The 17195-nt window shown below is 50.0% G+C and carries 18 protein-coding genes and 1 other RNA gene; 4 read left to right on the top strand and 15 right to left on the bottom strand.

Annotated elements, in window-relative coordinates; translation table 11 throughout:
• Positions 1 to 37 precede the first annotated feature (37 nt).
• The 8 genes from mraY to rsmI form a co-directional block, all read right to left on the bottom strand.
• Complete coding sequence (mraY, locus tag AC6R0R_RS09520) at positions 38 to 1120, bottom strand: phospho-N-acetylmuramoyl-pentapeptide-transferase (RefSeq protein WP_334554339.1); 1083 nt, start codon at positions 1118 to 1120, stop codon at positions 38 to 40.
• On the bottom strand, positions 1117 to 2475 hold the full coding sequence (locus AC6R0R_RS09515; RefSeq protein ID WP_500626513.1) for a UDP-N-acetylmuramoyl-tripeptide--D-alanyl-D-alanine ligase: 1359 nt from the start codon (positions 2473 to 2475) through the stop codon (positions 1117 to 1119). The genes mraY and AC6R0R_RS09515 overlap by 4 nt, the downstream gene beginning before the upstream one ends.
• Positions 2472 to 3950: a UDP-N-acetylmuramoyl-L-alanyl-D-glutamate--2,6-diaminopimelate ligase gene (murE, locus tag AC6R0R_RS09510; RefSeq protein ID WP_500626512.1), complete on the bottom strand. Its 1479-nt coding sequence runs from the start codon at positions 3948 to 3950 to the stop codon at positions 2472 to 2474. The genes AC6R0R_RS09515 and murE overlap by 4 nt, the downstream gene beginning before the upstream one ends.
• 12 nt (positions 3951 to 3962) lie before the next feature.
• Positions 3963 to 5690 carry a penicillin-binding transpeptidase domain-containing protein gene (locus tag AC6R0R_RS09505; protein WP_500626511.1) on the bottom strand — a complete coding sequence of 576 codons (1728 nt, stop codon included), beginning with the start codon at positions 5688 to 5690 and terminating at the stop codon, positions 3963 to 3965.
• Positions 5687 to 6004: a cell division protein FtsL gene (ftsL, locus tag AC6R0R_RS09500; RefSeq protein WP_500626510.1), complete on the bottom strand. Its 318-nt coding sequence runs from the start codon at positions 6002 to 6004 to the stop codon at positions 5687 to 5689. The genes AC6R0R_RS09505 and ftsL overlap by 4 nt, the downstream gene beginning before the upstream one ends.
• 6 nt (positions 6005 to 6010) lie before the next feature.
• Positions 6011 to 6961, bottom strand: a complete 951-nt coding sequence (gene rsmH / locus AC6R0R_RS09495) for a 16S rRNA (cytosine(1402)-N(4))-methyltransferase RsmH (protein ID WP_500626509.1) — start codon at positions 6959 to 6961, stop codon at positions 6011 to 6013.
• A gap of 183 nt (positions 6962 to 7144) precedes the next feature.
• Positions 7145 to 7548, bottom strand: an RNA gene (gene rnpB / locus AC6R0R_RS09490) — RNase P RNA component class A.
• Between the two features lie 81 nt (positions 7549 to 7629).
• Complete coding sequence (rsmI, locus tag AC6R0R_RS09485) at positions 7630 to 8490, bottom strand: 16S rRNA (cytidine(1402)-2'-O)-methyltransferase (RefSeq protein ID WP_500626508.1); 861 nt, start codon at positions 8488 to 8490, stop codon at positions 7630 to 7632.
• 63 nt (positions 8491 to 8553) lie between these two features.
• Between rsmI and AC6R0R_RS09480 the strand changes: the two genes are divergently transcribed.
• Genes AC6R0R_RS09480 through AC6R0R_RS09465 form a run of 4 tightly spaced genes read left to right on the top strand, consistent with a single transcriptional unit; the run spans position 8554 to position 11899 of the window.
• Positions 8554 to 10368 carry a penicillin-binding protein activator gene (locus AC6R0R_RS09480; protein WP_500626507.1) on the top strand — a complete coding sequence of 605 codons (1815 nt, stop codon included), beginning with the start codon at positions 8554 to 8556 and terminating at the stop codon, positions 10366 to 10368.
• Positions 10310 to 10720, top strand: a complete 411-nt coding sequence (locus tag AC6R0R_RS09475; protein WP_500626506.1) for a YraN family protein — start codon at positions 10310 to 10312, stop codon at positions 10718 to 10720. Before AC6R0R_RS09480 ends, AC6R0R_RS09475 begins: the two co-directional genes overlap by 59 nt.
• Positions 10721 to 10723: 3 nt before the next feature.
• The gene (locus tag AC6R0R_RS09470) at positions 10724 to 11314 is read left to right on the top strand and encodes a phosphoheptose isomerase (protein ID WP_334554322.1); all 591 of its coding nucleotides are present in this window, start codon (positions 10724 to 10726) and stop codon (positions 11312 to 11314) included.
• Between the two features lie 3 nt (positions 11315 to 11317).
• A complete protein-coding gene (locus tag AC6R0R_RS09465) occupies positions 11318 to 11899 on the top strand; it encodes a BON domain-containing protein (RefSeq protein ID WP_500626505.1) in 582 nt (193 codons plus the stop codon).
• A 95-nt stretch (positions 11900 to 11994) separates the two neighbouring features.
• Here AC6R0R_RS09465 and sspB read toward each other — a convergent pair whose 3' ends face one another.
• From sspB to rplM, 7 genes are all read right to left on the bottom strand, one after another.
• Positions 11995 to 12465: a ClpXP protease specificity-enhancing factor gene (sspB, locus tag AC6R0R_RS09460; RefSeq protein ID WP_334554318.1), complete on the bottom strand. Its 471-nt coding sequence runs from the start codon at positions 12463 to 12465 to the stop codon at positions 11995 to 11997.
• 8 nt (positions 12466 to 12473) lie between these two features.
• The gene (gene sspA, locus AC6R0R_RS09455; RefSeq protein ID WP_334554316.1) at positions 12474 to 13109 is read right to left on the bottom strand and encodes a stringent starvation protein SspA; all 636 of its coding nucleotides are present in this window, start codon (positions 13107 to 13109) and stop codon (positions 12474 to 12476) included.
• A gap of 96 nt (positions 13110 to 13205) precedes the next feature.
• Positions 13206 to 13943: a cytochrome c1 gene (locus tag AC6R0R_RS09450; RefSeq protein WP_487901329.1), complete on the bottom strand. Its 738-nt coding sequence runs from the start codon at positions 13941 to 13943 to the stop codon at positions 13206 to 13208.
• The gene (locus AC6R0R_RS09445) at positions 13940 to 15205 is read right to left on the bottom strand and encodes a cytochrome b (RefSeq protein WP_334554312.1); all 1266 of its coding nucleotides are present in this window, start codon (positions 15203 to 15205) and stop codon (positions 13940 to 13942) included. Before AC6R0R_RS09445 ends, AC6R0R_RS09450 begins: the two co-directional genes overlap by 4 nt.
• Entirely contained in the window at positions 15205 to 15798 is a 594-nt protein-coding gene (gene petA, locus AC6R0R_RS09440) for a ubiquinol-cytochrome c reductase iron-sulfur subunit (RefSeq protein ID WP_334554311.1), read from the bottom strand. Before petA ends, AC6R0R_RS09445 begins: the two co-directional genes overlap by 1 nt.
• A 339-nt stretch (positions 15799 to 16137) precedes the next feature.
• Positions 16138 to 16530, bottom strand: coding sequence for a 30S ribosomal protein S9 (rpsI, locus tag AC6R0R_RS09435; protein WP_005436094.1), 393 nt, complete (start codon positions 16528 to 16530; stop codon positions 16138 to 16140).
• 15 nt (positions 16531 to 16545) lie between these two features.
• Entirely contained in the window at positions 16546 to 16974 is a 429-nt protein-coding gene (gene rplM / locus AC6R0R_RS09430) for a 50S ribosomal protein L13 (RefSeq protein ID WP_005372872.1), read from the bottom strand.
• Between the last annotated feature and the right edge of the window lie 221 nt (positions 16975 to 17195).

Here is a 17195-nt window from a genome sequence, read left to right as displayed (position 1 = left end):
CCATTCCTTTTATCCTATTGGCGAAACAAAGCGGGGATTAGCGAACTTTCAGCGTCGCCAGCCCAATCAAAACAAGTACGATAGAGATGATCCAAAAACGAACGATAACCCGAGGTTCCGGCCAGCCTTTTAACTCGTAGTGATGGTGAATCGGCGCCATACGGAAAATACGCTGTCCACGCAGTTTGTATGAGCCCACTTGAAGGATCACCGATAAGGTCTCCATCACAAACACGCCGCCCATGATCACCAATACAAACTCTTGACGCACCAACACGGCAATCGTACCAAGCGCACCGCCAAGAGCCAGTGAACCGACATCGCCCATAAAGACTTGTGCAGGGTAGGTGTTAAACCATAAAAAGCCTAGCCCCGCTCCCACGATCGCCGTACACACGACGACTAGCTCTGATGCGTGAGGCACGTATGGAATGTGCAGGTAATTGGCAAAATTAACGTTACCAGTGGCCCAGGCAATGGCTGCAAAACCTGCAGCAACCAGTACCGTTGGCATGATCGCCAACCCATCCAAACCATCGGTTAAATTGACCGCGTTGCTAGTGCCGACAATCACAAAATAAGTCAGCACGATATAGAACAGACCTAACTGCGGCATAATATCTTTGAAAAAGGGCACCACCAGTTGTGTCGCTGCGGTATCTTTACCGTGAGCATAAAGTGCAAACGCCACCACTAATGCGATCGCGGATTGCCAGAAATACTTCCAGCGCGCGATCAAGCCATCGGTGTTTTTGCGCACGACTTTGCGATAGTCATCGACAAACCCCACGGCGCCGTAGCCCGCAAGTACGGCGAGCACAGCCCAAACATATGGGTTAGCCAGATCCGCCCAAAGCAGAACCGTTGTCATGATCGCTGTTAAGATCATCACACCGCCCATGGTTGGCGTGCCACGCTTACTAAAGTGTGACTCTGGCCCTTCGTTACGCACCACCTGACCAATTTGCAACATCTGCAATCGGCGAATCATACGAGGCCCCATCCACAAAGAGATCGCTAAGGCCGTCAATACACTGACAATGGCTCGGAACGACAAATATTCAAACAGGCGAAAAAATGAAAAGTATGGCTGTAGCAGCTCCGCAAGCCAAATAATCATGCAAACATCTCCTTCACAGCAGCCGCGACTTTAAACATACCGGCGCTATTGGCACCTTTGACCAGCAAAGTTTGTGGCCCTTGGTGCGTCTTTATCTGCTGCTTAATATAATCAATCATGCTCTCATGAGAGCAAAAATGTGTCCCCTGGCAAACCTGGCTGATAACCTCTGCGTCATCACCATAGGTCAACACATAAGGGAAGTTAAAGGGGGCAGCATGTTCACCGACTTGACGATGAAGTGCAAGGCTTTCGTCACCAAGCTCTGCCATATTCCCCAAAATTAGCCAGCGCGTCCCATCAAAACTCGACAAGAGATCCACCGCCGCTTTCATGGCGGGGACGCTGGCGTTGTAGCTGTCATCGATCAGACGAATCTCGTCGGTCAATGCGACGGTTTCAACGCGCCCTTTCACTTTGGCAAGACTTTCTAGCCCTTTGACAATCATCTCATCGCTGGCACCTAACTCTTTCGCCAGAGCCGCCGCAGCCAGTGCGTTGGCAACATTGTGCTGACCAATAATACCGAGTTTGACGCTCAGCTCACTACTTGGAGTGCGCAAAATAAAACTTGCCTCACCCATCGCGTTTAACACCACGTGAGTAGCAAAGTAATCTGCGCTTGCATCGGTCATAGAAAAGGTTTTGACCTGTTTATCGGCCAAGACACCGCTCCAATGCTCACCACCATGACTATCGAGATTGACGATCGCCACAGAGCCAGGCGCAAGCCCTTGGTAGATCTCCCCTTTTGCTTGCTTCACGCCCTCAATCGAACCAAAGCCTTCTAAATGCGCCGCCGCAACGTTGTTCACGAGGGCAACATCGGGTTTGACCAAGGCGGTCGTATAGGCGATTTCACCAATGTGGTTGGCGCCGAGTTCAATCACGGCATAATCATCTTCCGGTGTCGAACGGAGCAAGGTCAACGGCACACCAATGTCGTTGTTGAAGTTACCCGCAGTAAACAGCACTTGTCCTTGAAGAGTCATGATGCTAGCGACCATCTCTTTCACCGTGGTTTTACCGCAGCTTCCTGTGATCGCCACCGTCGGGGTTTGGCATAGCTGATGAACGAAGGCGCCTAACTGCCCTAGCGCCACTTTGGAGTCTTTGACCAATAGCTGAGGGATATCAAGCGGCAAAACTCGACTGACCAACAGCGCCGCCGCGCCGGAATCAACGGCTTTGGCCGCAAAATCGTGCGCATCAAAACGCTCACCGACCAAGGCAACAAACAGCGCGCCCGTTTCGATGGCACGCGTGTCAGTTGACACACTCTCGATCGCCACATCTTGGCCAATCAACTCCGCCGACAGTGGCTCGACTAATTGAGATAACATCATAGTGATCATAAAGGAGACTCCAATAGCTCTGCCGCCGACTCACGATCAGAGTAGTGCACGGTTTTATCTGCCAGAACTTGATAATCTTCATGGCCTTTGCCTGCAAGCAAGATAATGTCTTGCGCTTGGCTGTTGGCGAGCGCGTAACGCAAGGCTTGATAGCGATCATGCTCGACAATCGCTAGATGTGGCCTCGCCATGCCATCCAGCATATCTTGCACGATGGCCTTAGGATCCTCGCTACGTGGGTTATCATCGGCCAAAATGACCTGATCAGCCAGTTGTTCACCAATCGAAGCCATCATTGGACGCTTACCCGTATCCCGATCGCCGCCGCAACCGAAAATCGCCCACAGTTTGCCGTGACAATGAACGCGCAGCGCTTGCAATGCTTTTTCTAATGCGTCTGGCGTATGCGCATAATCGACCACCACTTTCGCTTTCCCGGGTGAAGCGAACAGCTCCATACGTCCAATGACGGGCTCTAGTTGAGGCGCCGTCGCCATCAAGGCGGATTTATCAAAACCCAATTCAAGCAGCGTCGTCATCGCCACAAGCACGTTACTGGCATTGAACTGGCCGATGAGGGGCACCTGAAGCTCACCTTGGCCATAGAGACCATCAAAGTGCAGCTCGATACCCTGCTCTGAATACAATACATGATGAGCAAACACGGCACGTTTGTGGGTCGTTGGAGAGAGAGAAACCGCCGTCGCGTGATCAAGCTCAGTCAGCCACTGAGCACCGACGGCGTCATCGGCATTGATGATCGCGTGCTGGCAGGCATGATCAGTAAAGAGCATTTGCTTAGCACGAGCGTATTCATCCATCGTGCCGTGGTAATCGAGGTGATCACGACTTAGGTTGGTAAACACGCCCGCTGCAAACGGAAGCGCTTTCACCCGGCCTTGAACCAAACCATGAGAGGAGATTTCCATCGCAGTGTAGTGTGCACCTCGCTGCTGAAGCTGAGACAGCATCTGACAAATCGTCACGGCACTGCCTGTGGTATTGACCGCAGGCTGCAAGTTCTCGAGAAAACCATTACCCGCAGTGCCGAGCACCGCCGCGCGCTGCCCTAGCAGCTCTAACCATTGAGCGATGAGCTGCGTCACTGTGGTTTTGCCGTTCGTACCAGTGACGCCAATCAGATGATTCCCTGCGACTGGATATAGGGAGAGCGCCAACTGAGATAAACGCTGATCAAGTGCATCAACATAGACTACGGGCACCGACTGAATGTATTCCACCAGACCATGCGGAGCACGCGAACACGCCTGTGCAATAACGGCATTGGCCCCTTGAGCAATCGCAGCCGGAATAAACTTCCTCGCATCCAAAGCGTGACCTTGGATGGCAACGAAGGTCAATCCTTTGGTCACTTGGCGACTGTCGAGCTCAAGTTGGCGAACAGGTATCGCGAGCTCATCGCCCAACTCAAGCCAAGGTCGTAATAATTGCGTTAATGTGAGTGTTGTTGGCATTGGCTCTCTCACTTACTCATTTTTAAATCGGTTTTCATCAGGGGCGACATTGAGCAGTTGCAATGTCCCTTTGAGAATTTCAGCAAACACGGGACCCGCGACCGAGCCTCCGTAGTAGTTATCACCTTGAGGCTCATTAATCACTACCACCAGCGCCACTCGCGGTTTACTGGCCGGCGCTACCCCCGCGGTATAGGCGAAGTATTCATCTCCGTATCCCCCCGCGATCGCTTTGCGTGATGTGCCGGTTTTCGCCGCAACTCGATAGCCCGGTACTGCCGCTTTGGTTGCAGTGCCGCCCGGCTGTGTGACAGTTTCTAGCATTCTCAACACCATTTTCGCGTGCTCGCTGTCAATGACCTGACGTGAAAAATCTTGTTGGTTGTTCTCTATGATGTGCACGGGCTGATAGACGCCGAAGTTGCCCAAGGTGGAGTACGCATGCGCCAGTTGGAGCGGGGTAATGGTCAAGCCATACCCGAATGATAAGGTCGCAATTTCAAACTTCGACCAGCGACGGCGATTGGGGAAGATACCGGAGGTTTCACCGACCAAGTTTAATCCCGAAGGTTGACCAAATCCGACCGAACTGTACATACCAAGCAGAGCCTCAAGCGGCATATCGAGTGCCAGTTTGGTCACGCCGATGTTACTCGATTTCTGCAAGATGGTCGTCAGATCGGCTTTGCCCACTTTCGACGTATCTCTAACCTTGCTGCCACCAATTTCAAACACGCCATTGCCGGTATCGATAACTGTATTGGCATCGGCGCTGCCATTGTCAAGTGCCGCTAATACCACAAAGGGTTTCACGGTTGAGCCCGGCTCAAATGCGTCGGTGATCACGCGGTTGCGCATTTTCGCTGATTGAAGGTCACTTCGATTGTTGGGGTTGTAGGACGGCGCATTCACCATCGCCAACACCGCGCCCGTTTGTACATCAAGCACCACAGCCGATCCTGACGTCGCACGGTGATCGGCGACCGACTGCTTAATCGCTCGATACGCAATCGCTTGAATGCGCTGATCGATGGTCAGTTCAAGCGGTTTGCCCTCTTCACGCTCTTCGAGTGAAATATTTTCAACAACTCGGCCATAACGGTCTTTACGAATGATCTGTTTACCCGCCTCTCCGGTGAGCCATTTATCATAACTGCGCTCAACCCCTTCGAGGCCGTGACCATCAATTCCCGTCACCCCCACTAAGTGCGCACTGACTTCGCCCGCGGGGTAATAGCGACGTGATTCCGCTTTTAATCCTACGCCAGACAGCTTCAGCTCTCGCACGTAATTGGCCATGGCTGGGCTAACTTGCCGTTGCAAATAGACAAAGCGCCTTGAGCGGTTACGATTAATTTTGTCGATCAGCTCCTCGCGCTTAAGGCCCAATACATCGGCCAGCGCGTGCCAACGATCAATATCGCTCAGGCCACCATGTTTGAAAATGTTGACCGGATCGGCCCACACAGCCTCAACGGGCACACTGACCGCCAGCGGCTCACCATTACGATCAGAAATAATGCCGCGCGCCGAGTGTAAGGTTTTCGCGCGCACTGAGCGAAGATCGCCCTGTTTGATCAAGTTACCCGGCTCAACCACCTGAATAAACGCAATACGAGCAACGAGCGCCATAAAAATGCAGAACACAATAAATAGCACCAAATAAAAGCGCCAGCGAATTAGGCTCGCCGGAGTGTCCGTTTCTTGCGGTTTGATGGGTTCGACGTTCTTTTTGCTCATGGGAGTGTAATGATGACTTCTTTGTCTGAATCGGGGCGCTTCATCTCGAGCTCTTTGATCGCCACATCTTGGACTCGGCTGTGCTCAGCCAGAGCCGTCTCTTCCAAGATCAAGTTGCGCCACTCGTTATCAAGGCGCTCTCGCTCACCAAGAGCACTATCTTTCTCAGTGACCGCCTGTCTCGTGTGATGGGTAGTAAAGACCACCGCCATAGCGCTGGAAAAAATCAACATCAATAAAAGCAGCGGCACTCGACCTACAGTCAGTAGATCGAGTGCGATAATTTTAGCGAGGTTCCCTTTTGCCTGACTCATAGGAGGTTACAGTTTCTCGGCAATCCTTAGCACCGAGCTGCGCGAGCGCGCATTGAGCTCAACTTCTTGTTGGCTCGGTTTAATCGCCTTACCCACCGCTTTGAGGTTGGCACTACCAAGCGCACGAATCTGCGCTTCAGTCATTGGGATGCCATGTGGCACCTCTGGGCCTTTGCTCTCTTTGCGGATAAAACGTTTCACCATACGATCTTCAAGAGAGTGGAAGCTGATCACTGACAGGCGTCCCTGCGGCGCAAGAATGCTCGCGGCGCCCTTGAGTGCGGTGTCGATCTCTTCAAGCTCACTGTTGATGTAGATTCGAAAGGCTTGGAAGGCGCGCGTCGCTGGGTGTTTTTTCTCTTTGAAGCTTTTCGGAGCCGCGTCGGAAATCAGCTTCGCCAGCTGACCGGTGCGCACCAAGGGCTCGTTCTCTTCGTTTTCACGATAGGCAACAATGGCTTTGGCGATGCGGCGAGCATGCTTATCTTCGCCAAACTCACGAATCACCCAAGTAATATCATCAAGGTCTGCTTGTGCGAGCCATTGAGAGACAGGCATGCCGGAAGTAGGATCCATACGCATATCGAGGGGGCCATCTTTCATAAAGCTGAAGCCGCGTTCTGCGTCGTCAAGCTGTGGCGATGACACGCCAAGATCAAGCAGCACACCATCCACCTTACCCACGAGATCATACTGTTTCGCGTATTCAGCCATGCCTGAAAATGGGCCATGGATGATGGTAAATCGCGGATCATCAATCTTGTTGGCTTCTGCAATCGCTTGTGGATCACGGTCAATACTATAAAGGCGTCCGTTTTCACCAAGCTGAGATAAAATCGTACGGCTATGACCACCTCGTCCAAATGTGCCATCGATATAGACGCCATCAGGTTTAATGGCCAATCCATCAATCGATTCATGAAGTAAGACGGATATGTGTTTAAATGCTTCGGTCATAGTTATCTCGGTTTGCTCTCGCATTCACGCGCTAAGGGTTCCAGTGTACTGATTTAACGCTCATTCGCCACCTTTAGACACAAGGAAGGCGTGATTTTGCGCTAAGTTTATTGCTTACAAAATAAATTTCGTCAGCGTAAAGCAAAAAACCCATCATAACCTAAGTTACGATGGGTCTTAAAAAGGTGGAGCCGACATATAAGCCGGGTTCTGTACCGTTTGCACGGTGGTAGCCATTCGTCTAGGCCAGCAATCACTCACTGGCTCGAGCAACCTACCCGCCCCCTTACGCGAGCAACGCAATGTGGAGGCCTATTTGGTCTTGCTCCGGGTGGAGTTTACCTTGCTACGAACTGTTGCCAGTCGCACGGTGCGCTCTTACCGCACCCTTTCACCCTTACCTGTGCTCATTCCGAAGAAATTGAGCCATCGGCGGTCTTCTCTCTGCTGCACTTGTCGTAGGCTTACGCCCCCCAGGCGTTACCTGGCACCCTGCTCTATGGAGCCCGGACTTTCCTCCCCTTCATCAGTCTCCCCCACACAAGGTAAGGGGACATCAATAAAGCAGCGGCTACCGAGTCGACTCCGGTGGCGGATTGTATAGAGAAGCCATCATCCTGTCTAGGGGAATGTGTGTGAGCGCCCAAATAACCAACAACTTGGCTAGATTAGAGGTGTTCCAGCCCCCACTTATAGAGTGCATTTTTTTTCAGGTTGTAGATCTCAGCCGCCAGCGCCGCAGCTTTTTTTAACGGCAGTTCTTGGGTCAAAATAGCCAGGGTGCGGGTAGCTTCATCCGGCAGGCCGTCATCACTGTCGGCACGGTAACCATGAACCAACAGCGCCATTTCGCCTTTTTGTTGGTTTTCATCACTGCGCACCCAATCAACGAGCTCACCGAGTGGCATGCCTTGAATGGTTTCGAACGTTTTCGTCAGCTCTCGCGCTAACACCACTTCACGCTCAGGGCCTAAGATCTCCAGCATGTCAGCAAGAGAGTCAAGAATGCGGTGTGGCGACTCATAAAAAATACAGGTTCGCTCTGCCTTTGCGATCTCTAAGAACTTGTCTTTACGACCTTTGCTTTTGGCAGGCAGAAATCCCTCAAAACTGAAACGGTCAGAGGGGAGACCGGAGGCGCTTAATGCTGTGACCACCGCACATGCTCCAGGCAAAGGCACAACTTTGACGCCCGCTTGACGACATTGAGTGACCAAATGGTAACCTGGGTCACTGATCAGTGGCGTTCCTGCATCCGAGACCAGCGCAATGGAGTGCCCAGCTAACAATTTATCAACTAACACTTGCGCTTTTTGCTGTTCATTATGATCATGGAGGGCGAAAGTTCGAGTTGGGATATTGAAGTGAGACAGCAGCTTACCCGTGTGACGGGTATCTTCTGCAGCAATCAAATCCACCGATGACAACACCTCTATCGCTCGCTGAGTAATGTCGCCCAGATTACCGATCGGGGTGGGTACAATGTAGAGGGTTGGCACCTCTGTCGGTAAGGTTTTGCTATCTGTCATTTGTTTACCATCACTTCAACGATTAATATAGACACAATTTTATACGGAATTACGAAAGAACTCATGGCTAACAATCACCATAAGCGCCCAAGTGTAACACGCTTACTTACTCCTGTAGCACTCGCTATTACATTGGCTGCGTGTTCCTCATCGCCGAAAACGCCGCAGTCTGTCGATATTTTACTCGATCCCTCTCAACCGGTAGAAACCTACCTAATGCGGGCAGACAGCACGACCGGCAGTTTGCAAGTGGATTGGTTGATCATGGCACTGAAAGCCTCCGTTGAGGCCGGTGACGTGGTGCAGTCAGAGTTACTGATTAAGCGCCTTGCGAGACAAAGCCTCACGCCACAGCAGCAAGCAGAGTGGCAATTGACTCGTGCCGACTTGCTCATCAGTCAAGGTCAGCACAGCGATGCCTTGTCTCAGCTGAATTTTCCAGTGTCTTGGTCACTGCCTCGTCAGCAGTGGCAAGAGTACTATCAAAAACGCGCCGCGCTGCAGAGCAAGCAAGGTCTCTACCTTGACGCGTCGCGATCCTTAATTGCCCAAAGCGAACTACTCAATGCCTCAGAGCAAGCCTCTATCGCCGATGGCGTCTGGCAGAACCTGTCGCAGTACTCGCTGTCTGAACTTGCCAAACTGCGCGTGGCACCGAATGAAACCGTACTGACAGGTTGGCTAGAATTGGCCAATGACAGTAAAGCGTTTGCCAGCAACATTCCGCAATTAAAATCACGCTTGGAACGTTGGATGGCGAGTAATCCTGACCATCCAGCCGCGCTTTACACGCCACAAGCCCTCAGCGATATTCTGGCACTCGATATTACAAAACCCGTAAACACTGCGCTGCTGCTGCCTCTATCTGGCAAGTTTGCTAAACAAGCGCAATTGATTCGCGATGGGTTTATTTTCAATATGATGAATGATGATGCGCGTGATGAGAACGCGACCCTGACCGTCATTGATACCAATACACTGGATATGGCGAACTTAGACGCGACGCTAATCGAAAAGAACATCGACTTTATCGTTGGTCCGCTATTGAAAGAGAACATCGAAGCGCTGCAAGAAGCACAACAAGCCAGTGCCCACTCACTGCCGATGTTGGCTCTCAATATTCCAGATGAAACCAACTTGGGTCACAACACCTGCTACTTAGCGCTTTCTCCTGAACAGGAGGTGGCACAAGCGGCGAAGCACTTGTTTGAACAAGGCGCTCGCTACCCACTCATCCTTGCGCCGCAAGGTCGTTTGGGCGAGCGCGTCGTCGAGTCCTTCGAACAAGAGTGGGATAAATACAGTGAGAATAAAGTGGCAGTGAGCCTCTTCGGTGACAAGCGCCAGTTGCAAAAGAACATCAACACCATTTTTGGTTTGCAAGAGAGCCAGCAAAACATCGCACAAATGGAATCACTACTGAATGTCCCACTTGAAACACAGCCACGTAGCCGTCGAGATGTGGATGCGGTGTACATCGTGGCGACCAGTGCCGAAATTACCCTAATCAAACCCTTCATCGAAGTGGCGATCAACCCAGACACGACGCCTCCTGCACTCTACTCTAACTCTCGCAGCAACAGCGGCCAACGTCAGTACGAGGATTTGACGGGCGTCAGCTACAGTGATATTCCACTCCTTATCCACCCTGATGCCCACCTGAAGCAGCAGATGGACAGTCTGTGGGCCAACAGCTCACACGCGGAGAAACGACTTCAAGCGATGGGGATGGACGCCTACACCCTGATGGAAGTGCTGCCACAAATGAAAGTGATCGAAGGCTACTCAGTCGAAGGACAAACAGGAATTCTGAGTATCGATGAGCACTGTGTCGTACAACGTGAAATCAGCTGGGCTCAACTCGGTAGTGCGCAATAAACGCGCGCACGGCGAACACTATGAACGCCTGGCTGAGCAGCACCTGCTGAATCAGGGGTTAGTCGCGCTTGAACGCAACTTTACTGCGAAAAGCGGCGAGTTAGATCTGATCATGCGCGATGGCGACGCCATCGTATTTGTTGAAGTTCGTTACCGAAAGAGCACTTCGTTTGGTCATGCGGCTGAAACCGTGACCTACAGTAAAGTGCAAAAACTCGTGCGAGCCGCCAATGTGTGGCTCCTCAAGCATGGCCTTTCGGTGCACGATACCCATTTTCGATTTGACCTAGTGGCAATTCATGAGCAAGGTAGCCAAATCGAATGGATAAAAAACGCAATCACTCAAGGATAATCAATGCTAGAGAGCATTAAAGACAGTTTCAAAGAAAGCATTCAAATTCAAATTGCCGCCGCAGAAGCGCTACCCGATGCGATCACTCACGCAGCGCAAGGTATGGTGGCAAGCTTACTCAACGGTAACAAGATTCTATGTTGCGGTAATGGTGGATCCTCATCGAACGCACAACAATTTGTCTCTTGCTTGCTCAATCGCTTTGAAACAGAAAGACCTAGCCTGCCCGCGATGGCGCTGACTGCCGACAACACAACGCTGACCGCCGTCGCCAACGATTACCACTACACTGAGATTTTCTCAAAACAAGTGCGTGCTTTTGGCCAACCTGGCGATATTTTACTGGCGATCTCAACCAGCGGTAACAGCAAGAACATCATCAAAGCGATGGAAGCGGCAGTGACTCGCGATATGACCATCATCGCGTTAACCGGCAAAGACGGTGGCGAGATGGCTGGGTTACTGGGTGAGCATGATGTGGAAATTCGCATTCCATCTCACAGAACCGCGCGAATTCATGAGGTTCATATGGTGACTTTGCACTGCTTGTGCGATCTTATTGACCAAGTGTTGTTTCCTGCTCACGAAGAGTAAGCCATGAAGTCATTGAAAACGATTATCTTTGTTTTAATTGCCAGCCTATCCCTGACAGGCTGTGCCGGGTTGTTTATTGCTGGCGCTGCAACAACGGCCGCCATTGTGATTGACCCACGCACCACACAAGAGATCTGGAACGATAATAATATTGAGTTCGAAGTGGCGGGAATCGCAAACAAAGAGCCAGTTCGCGGTAATGCTCGTGTTACCGCCAGCTCCTACGAAGGAACAGTTGTCCTAATGGGGCAAGCAAACGATGCGGCGTTGAGTGAGCAAATTGAACAAAAAGCTCGTGAAGTGAAAGGCGTCAAAACCGTCTATAACCAAATTCGCATCAAAGCACCGCTGAGTGCTGGCGAAGTGAGTCATGACAGTTGGATCACAACCAAAGTGAAATCAGCGATCTTGACCGACTCTGAGCTGAGCGGCATCAAAATCAAAGTGATCACAGAGGATAAAGAGGTCTTCTTGCTTGGCTATGTCTCACCACAACATGCCGATAAAGCGACCGACATTGCGCGCAATATCTCTGGGGTAAAACAAGTCATCCGCGCCTTCCAGATTGCAGAAAGCAACGAATAAACGACTCGTCGCTTATCCCTAATCGAGCTGTTCCCTAATCGATATATAAAAAAAGCCGCATCAGAATGCGGCTTTTTGCTATCGTTTCATTCGCGTTACTTGATGACACGCAAACTCGGTCGACCTTTGGGCCTAGGTGGTTCATCACTTGGCTCAGTCTCTTCGACCTCTTCCTCAGTCGCTACAGACAGTGGGAATAGAGGTTCATCTTCCAAGCTTTCTTCAATCTCACCAAGGTAAGCATCTTCGGGTTCAAACATTGTCCCTGCACCATTTTCACGGGCATAGATGGCCTGAACAGCATAAAGAGGCACAATCACAGAGTGTGGGCGGCCACTGAAACGGGCGCTGAAGGTGATCGCCTCATTGCCCAGCTCCAAATTACCCACAGCGCGAGGCGCAATATTGAGGATAATTTGGCCATCTTGAATAAACTCTTCCGGTACACGAACGCCTGGTAATGTTGCTTCAACAACAAGGTGAGGCGTTAAATCGTTGTCCACCAACCAGTCATAAAATGCACGAAGCATATACGGTCGGCGTGGGGTCATTTTCTCGATATCCATGCCAACCATTAACGCATTAGACGCATTTCACGTTCAGCTTCAGTCAAGGATGCTAGGAATGAATCACGCTCAAAGACACGGTTCATGTAAACCTTCAGCTCTTTTGAGCCTGGGCCAACCAGTTCGATTCCCATTTGTGGTAAACGCCACAATAAAGGAGCAAGGTAACAATCGACCAAGCTGAACTCTTCGCTCATGAAGTATTCGTATTCCGCGAAGACTGGGCCAAGAGTCAAAAGATCCACTCTGAGTTTGTTACGTGCAGATTCTGCTTCATCAGCTGTGCCGTTAAGCACTTTTTCAGCCAATGAGTACCAGTTTTTCTCGATACGGTAGATCATCAAACGCGTGTTACCGCGAGCAACCGGGTAAACCGGCATCAATGGAGGATGAGGGAAACGCTCGTCCAAGTATTCCATGATGATCTTTGAGTCATACAGTGACAACTCACGATCCACTAAGGTTGGTACTGATTTGTATGGGTTCAGTTCACCAAGTTCCGCAGGTAGGTTTGCTTCATCAACAAGCTCTACTTCAACACTTACGCCTTTCTCTGCTAGAACAATACGTACCTGATGGCTATACATATCAGATGCACTTGAGAATAGAGTCATCACAGAACGTTTATTGGCAGCTACAGCCATGGAGCCCTCCAGCACACTTACATAAATAAAACAATGGAGGCTAAGCCTCCATTGTCAACATAAAAATTTGGAAATTAGCGCAGTATGATAGCACAATTAATGCACATCACGCCAATACTCTTTCTTGAGCAGCACAACCACGATACTAAAGATCACTAGGAAGCCCATTACCCACCAACCTAGCGCATGGCGCTCAAGTTTGACTGGGTCACCGGAGTACTCAAGGAAGTTCACCAAATCGCGTACCGCGTTGTCGTACTCTTCTTGGTTAAGCTCGCCGGTCCCATCCGATTCAATACCGACGACCACTTGTACCTCTTCACCATTCACGACTTTGGTTCCATAAACGGGTTTAGGAATGCCTTGCAGCTCTTCCAATACATGCGGCATGCCGACACTTGGGAACACGACGTTGTTGACCCCAAATGGGCGTGCGGGATCTTCATAAAACGAACGTAGGTAAGTGTACAACCAATCCGTACCACGCACTCGAGCGACAAGCGTCAAGTCAGGCGGTGGCGCACCAAACCATTTAGCGGCCGACTCTTCAGGAATGGCATTTTCCATCAAGTCGCCAACCTTGGCTTCTGGGTCAAAAATCAAGTTCTCTTTGAGCAGATCCACTGGAATGCCAATGTCACGTCCAACACGCTCATAACGCTGATACTGAGCTGAGTGACAGCCAAAACAGTAGTTCATAAAGAGCTTGGCACCGTTTTGCAACGACGCTTGATCTGAGATGTCGTTGTTCGCTTTATCGAGTGGAACGCTCACACCCGCTGCCATTGCCAACGATGGCAGCATTGCAAATAAAACTACAATCCATTTTTTCATTTGAATGTCACCCTTTCTGGTAATGGTTTCGTCGCTTCATTTTTGCTGTAGAAGAACAGCAAGACGAAGAACATGAAGTAACCCAAGCTAAAGATCTGCGCAAGGAGTGTGTACGTCGGGGTCGCTGGAAGCGCACCCAAAATACCCAAGGCGATAAAGCTAATGGTGAACTGGATGATATTGAATAAATGGAACTTACTGCGGTAGCGGTAAGAGCGAACTTTACAACGGTCAAGCCAAGGCAAAATGAACAGCACAGCAATCGATGCGCCCATAGCAAGAACACCGATAAGCTTATCTGGCACCGCACGCAAGATGGCATAGAATGGCGTAAAGTACCAAACAGGGGCAATGTGCTCTGGCGTTTTCAGTGGGTTTGCCGCTTCAAAGTTTGGCGGCTCAAGGAAGTAACCGCCCATTTCTGGGTTGAAGAACAACACATAACAGAACAGGAACAAGAAGCCAGCTACACCAATCAGATCTTTCACCGTGCCGTAAGGGTGGAACGGGATAGAGTCGATGATGTCGTATTTCTTCGTGTAGTACTCATGGAATTTAAATTGAGGTTGGTAATCGTCACCCATTGAGCCTTTTGGCAGCTTAGTTTCGATACCATCTGGGTTGTTTGAACCCACCTCGTGCAGCGCAAGAACGTGCAGCACAATCAGCAGCAGCAACACGATTGGCAGAGCGATAACGTGCAAGGCAAAGAAACGGTTCAATGTCGCGCCAGAGATAACGTAGTCACCACGAATCCAAAGGGTGAGATCATCACCAATGACCGGAATCGCGCCAAAGAGTGAGATGATAACCTGAGCACCCCAGTAGGACATTTGACCCCAAGGCAGCAGGTAACCCATGAATGCTTCGGCCATCAAGACCAAGAAGATCAACATACCGAAGATCCAAAGCAGCTCACGAGGCTTCTGATATGAGCCGTAGATCAAACCACGGAACATGTGCAGGTAGACAACAACAAAAAACGCAGACGCGCCTGTGGAGTGCATGTAGCGAAGTAACCAACCGTACTCCACGTCACGCATGATGTATTCAATCGATGCAAACGCCCCATCGCCTGATGGCACGTAGTTCATGGTTAACCAAATCCCCGTCAGGATCTGGTTCACTAACACCAACATTGCTAGAGAGCCAAACAGATACCAAAAGTTAAAGTTCTTCGGCATTGGATACTCAGACAGGTGCTTTTTGTACGCATTCATTGCGGGTATGCGTTTTTCTACCCAATCAAGTAGAGCTTGCATTATGCCTCCCCAGTTTCATCAACACCGATAATGATTTTGGTATCACTCAGGTACATATGTTTAGGGACCACTAGATTTAGTGGTGCCGGAACGCCTTGGAATACTCGACCAGCCATATCAAATTTTGAACCGTGGCATGGACAGAAGAAACCGGATTTCACGCCTTGCACTTGCTCACTAAAAGTGTCGGGTAGATAAGTCGGCGAGCAACCTAGGTGTGTACAAATCCCCACAGCAACGAAGTACTCTGGTTTGATAGAACGGTAGGCATTTTGTGCATATTCAGGCTGTTGTTCTTCGCCTGACTGCGGGTCTCGAAGTTGGCCTTCGAGGTTTTTCAATCCATCGACGACGGCTTGTGCACGACGGACAACCCAGACAGGCTTACCACGCCACTCAACACGAACCATCTGCCCTTCTTCGAGCTTTCCGATTTCCACTTCAACAGGGGCACCCGCAGCTTTTGCTTTTTCACTTGGGTTCCAAGATTTTATAAAAGGAACGGCGACAGCAGCAGCTCCTAAACCACCGACAACCGCAGTTGTCGCAGTCAAGAAACGTCTGCGGCCGTTATTTAAAGGCGCATTGCTCATCCAAACATTCTCCCATTTGCTCCCTATGGTCTGGGCCTCGTGACCCTATTAAAATCCCTTAAAGAGCATGGCTAACAAAATACGAATTTAGTTGTATTTATTTGATGGCAAATGATAAATAAAACCCTACTTTTTGACAAGATAAAGCTACCTTTTTGTAACATTCATCAAGTAATTCGCCTATGACGTCACAAAAGATGAACAGCGGCTGAAGCAGAGTTGAGAAGCGTAGTAGGAAAGCCAGAATGGGGGAGGCTAAAAAACAAAAAGCCTGGCGTGAAGCCAGGCTTTTGAGACCACAATCCAGTAAAAACTGGACGCCAATCTTTGCGAGAAAGATTAACGCTTAGAGAACTGTGGACGACGACGTGCTTTACGTAGACCAACTTTCTTACGTTCAACGCAACGAGCGTCACGAGTGACGTAACCTGCTGCACGTAGAGTAGGACGTAGAGACTCATCGTATTCCATTAGAGCGCGAGTGATACCGTGACGGATAGCACCTGCTTGACCTGAAATACCGCCACCTTTAACAGTCACGTATAGGTCTAGTTTCTCAGTCAATTCAACTAGCTCTAGAGGCTGTTTAACAACCATGCGAGAAGTTGGACGACCGAAGTACTCATCAAGGCTACGCTTGTTGATTACGATGTTGCCGCTGCCTGGTTTGATGAAAACACGTGCAGCTGAGCTTTTGCGACGGCCAGTGCCGTAGTATTGATTCTCTGCCATTTTCGAAATCCCCGATTAGATGTCTAGTACTTGTGGTTGTTGAGCAACATGGTTGTGCTCAGCGCCAGCGTAAACTTTAAGCTTACGGTACATAGCACGGCCTAGAGGACCACGTGGAAGCATACCTTTAACCGCTAGCTCAAGCGCCATTTCAGGCTTACGATCGATCAACTTTTCAAAAGTGATTGATTTTAGGCCACCTGGGAACTCAGAGTGACGGTAGTAAACTTTGTTTTTAGCCTTGTTGCCTGTTACAGCAACTTTCTCAGCGTTGATAACGATGATGTAATCACCAGTGTCAACGTGAGGAGTGTATTCAGCTTTGTGTTTGCCACGTAGGCGAGATGCAATTTCACTTGCTAGACGGCCAAGAGTTTTACCTTCAGCGTCTACAACGTACCAGTCGCGTTTTACAGTTTCTGGTTTAGCAACGAAAGTTTTCATGCTAACAATAACCCGTTAATTTATTAAATTTACACTTAAAGGAGCTTTCGCTCCCACTGACTAAGAGTCCAGTCAACACCCCTTCGAGTGGTTGGTTCTCTCGACCCGTTATCTCGAAATACCTTCGATAATCAAGGTCTGCAGTAACGGTGGGTCGCAAGATTATAGAGAAGTCAGTAGAAAAAATCACCTTTTTTTCAGTGAAAATTGCATTTTTTTTT

The sequence above is a fragment of the Vibrio sp. R12-SW3-ISO1 genome (genome assembly GCF_059834005.1).
The sequence above is the reverse complement of the archived record's forward strand: the minus strand, read 5'-3'. Positions and strand labels throughout refer to the sequence as shown.

Bases quoted from the DNA above. Each gene is read 5' to 3' on its own strand.
- ftsL (WP_500626510.1), bottom strand. From the start codon at position 6,004: ATGAGTCAGGCAAAAGGGAACCTCGCTAAAATTATCGCACTCGATCTA.
- rsmI (WP_500626508.1), bottom strand. From the start codon at position 8,490: ATGACAGATAGCAAAACCTTACCGACAGAGGTGCCAACCCTCTACATT.
- sspA (WP_334554316.1), bottom strand. From the start codon at position 13,109: ATGGCTGTAGCTGCCAATAAACGTTCTGTGATGACTCTATTCTCAAGT.
- rpsI (WP_005436094.1), bottom strand. From the start codon at position 16,530: ATGGCAGAGAATCAATACTACGGCACTGGCCGTCGCAAAAGCTCAGCT.
- rplM (WP_005372872.1), bottom strand. From the start codon at position 16,974: ATGAAAACTTTCGTTGCTAAACCAGAAACTGTAAAACGCGACTGGTAC.
- AC6R0R_RS09450 (WP_487901329.1), bottom strand. From the start codon at position 13,943: ATGAAAAAATGGATTGTAGTTTTATTTGCAATGCTGCCATCGTTGGCA.
- AC6R0R_RS09475 (WP_500626506.1), top strand. From the start codon at position 10,310: ATGAGCACTGTGTCGTACAACGTGAAATCAGCTGGGCTCAACTCGGTA.
- AC6R0R_RS09505 (WP_500626511.1), bottom strand. From the start codon at position 5,690: ATGAGCAAAAAGAACGTCGAACCCATCAAACCGCAAGAAACGGACACT.
- petA (WP_334554311.1), bottom strand. From the start codon at position 15,798: ATGAGCAATGCGCCTTTAAATAACGGCCGCAGACGTTTCTTGACTGCG.
- sspB (WP_334554318.1), bottom strand. From the start codon at position 12,465: ATGGATATCGAGAAAATGACCCCACGCCGACCGTATATGCTTCGTGCA.
- mraY (WP_334554339.1), bottom strand. From the start codon at position 1,120: ATGATTATTTGGCTTGCGGAGCTGCTACAGCCATACTTTTCATTTTTT.
- murE (WP_500626512.1), bottom strand. From the start codon at position 3,950: ATGCCAACAACACTCACATTAACGCAATTATTACGACCTTGGCTTGAG.
- AC6R0R_RS09515 (WP_500626513.1), bottom strand. From the start codon at position 2,475: ATGATCACTATGATGTTATCTCAATTAGTCGAGCCACTGTCGGCGGAG.
- AC6R0R_RS09445 (WP_334554312.1), bottom strand. From the start codon at position 15,205: ATGCAAGCTCTACTTGATTGGGTAGAAAAACGCATACCCGCAATGAAT.
- AC6R0R_RS09470 (WP_334554322.1), top strand. From the start codon at position 10,724: ATGCTAGAGAGCATTAAAGACAGTTTCAAAGAAAGCATTCAAATTCAA.
- AC6R0R_RS09465 (WP_500626505.1), top strand. From the start codon at position 11,318: ATGAAGTCATTGAAAACGATTATCTTTGTTTTAATTGCCAGCCTATCC.
- rsmH (WP_500626509.1), bottom strand. From the start codon at position 6,961: ATGACCGAAGCATTTAAACACATATCCGTCTTACTTCATGAATCGATT.
- AC6R0R_RS09480 (WP_500626507.1), top strand. From the start codon at position 8,554: ATGGCTAACAATCACCATAAGCGCCCAAGTGTAACACGCTTACTTACT.